Source organism: Bacteroidia bacterium (assembly GCA_025056095.1).
GTDB lineage: Bacteria > Bacteroidota > Bacteroidia > JANWVE01 > JANWVE01 > JANWVE01.
The window spans coordinates 1-1,296 of record JANWVW010000341.1 but is presented as its reverse complement, the minus strand read 5'-3'; the positions used below and the strand labels follow the sequence as shown (position 1 = coordinate 1,296).

The window sequence follows — 1,296 nt, the reverse complement described above, 5'->3', positions numbered from 1 at the left end:
TGTACCAGTAAGAAGTATAATCGGTAAATAGTTCTACGTCCACTTTTTGATTACCTTCTGTTATTATTTGTAGAATAGGGTACTTAAAATACACACTTCTACTTCTGTAATCAATAGCAGGACTCGTGTTCAAAGGCATGACATAATCCACAAATATATTTTTTATTTTTTCATCTTTTGACAAGATAATCTCTTGTTTCTGATAGCGATTTAGCCACTGTAATAGTGATTTTTTATGTTCGTAAGAAATTTTTTCAGGCGTAATAGTCAGTTCTTTTTGATTACCTGATGTCTTTTCATAAGTAAAGACTCCTAAACCTACAATAGATGCTACAACTATTATAACGACAAAAACTATTACCGCAACTTGCTTTGTGCTTGAAGCAACCGCTATACCCAAAATGATTACAACCACTCCAATCAAAAATGAAATAACAATATCTCCTAAACTAATCCCCTCTGATTTTTTAGTAATTTTTATCTTTTCTCCATTTTTCTCAAATGTAAAACCTTGAGGTAGAAAATAGTGAGAAGTCTTAACGAAATTTGTCAAAGGTTTATTGAGCTGGGGTAACTCGCTGCTTGATACGTTTTTTAATAGGACTTTTTCCACTTTATCTGTTGCAAGCACTAATTTGAACATTGTATCACAGCTATAATCGTAAGAACGCATAGGTTTAGAACAGTATAATGCGTCTATGAAAAATGATAATTGAAACTTCAACGGTAAGCTTATCTTCTCGTGATATAGGATACCTAGAGGATAGTTTGCAATTTCTACTTGATGAGGATAAATTTTAATCTTTTTGACCATGTAGCACTCTTGTACTAATCTAAATATGAAAACCGTTTCTAAAAACACGAATACGGCTAAAATGATACGTTTTTTCAATGTAGGCTTTTCTCTGTATCTCAAATTGATAAGTGCGCAGATGCCCAAACCTATTATACTTAATGCAGCATGCCATACAATAGTATAAGTATCGCCTTTATTGGTAACGTATGTAATGCTTTGAGGCTCTGGCAGGAAGTAAGTTTTATATTCTTTAATAAGTGCCACATATAAAGTGCTTGAAATCCATATAATTAAGTAGGACCAGAAGAGATATTTTAAGAGGTTAGGTGGTTTAGTTTCCATAAGCAAATATATGGTTTTTCGTGGAACCGTAGTTAAAAAAGCAAAACGGTGAATTTTTAGGTGAAAGTGATAAATTTAATTGTTTTATTTTGGGCGTGCCCCTTGCTGACGCAAGGGTCGGGGCATTCCGCACTACGCTTCGCTTCGGTGCTTCGCTA

General features: G+C 33.8%; 1 protein-coding gene. It reads right to left on the bottom strand.

The window, feature by feature from the left end; all coding sequences use genetic code 11:
* Positions 1 to 1,138 (bottom strand): hypothetical protein (locus tag NZ519_13910; GenBank protein ID MCS7029849.1); only part of this gene is annotated, 1,138 nt, incomplete at its 3' end.
* Positions 1,139 to 1,296: the final 158 nt, after the last annotated feature.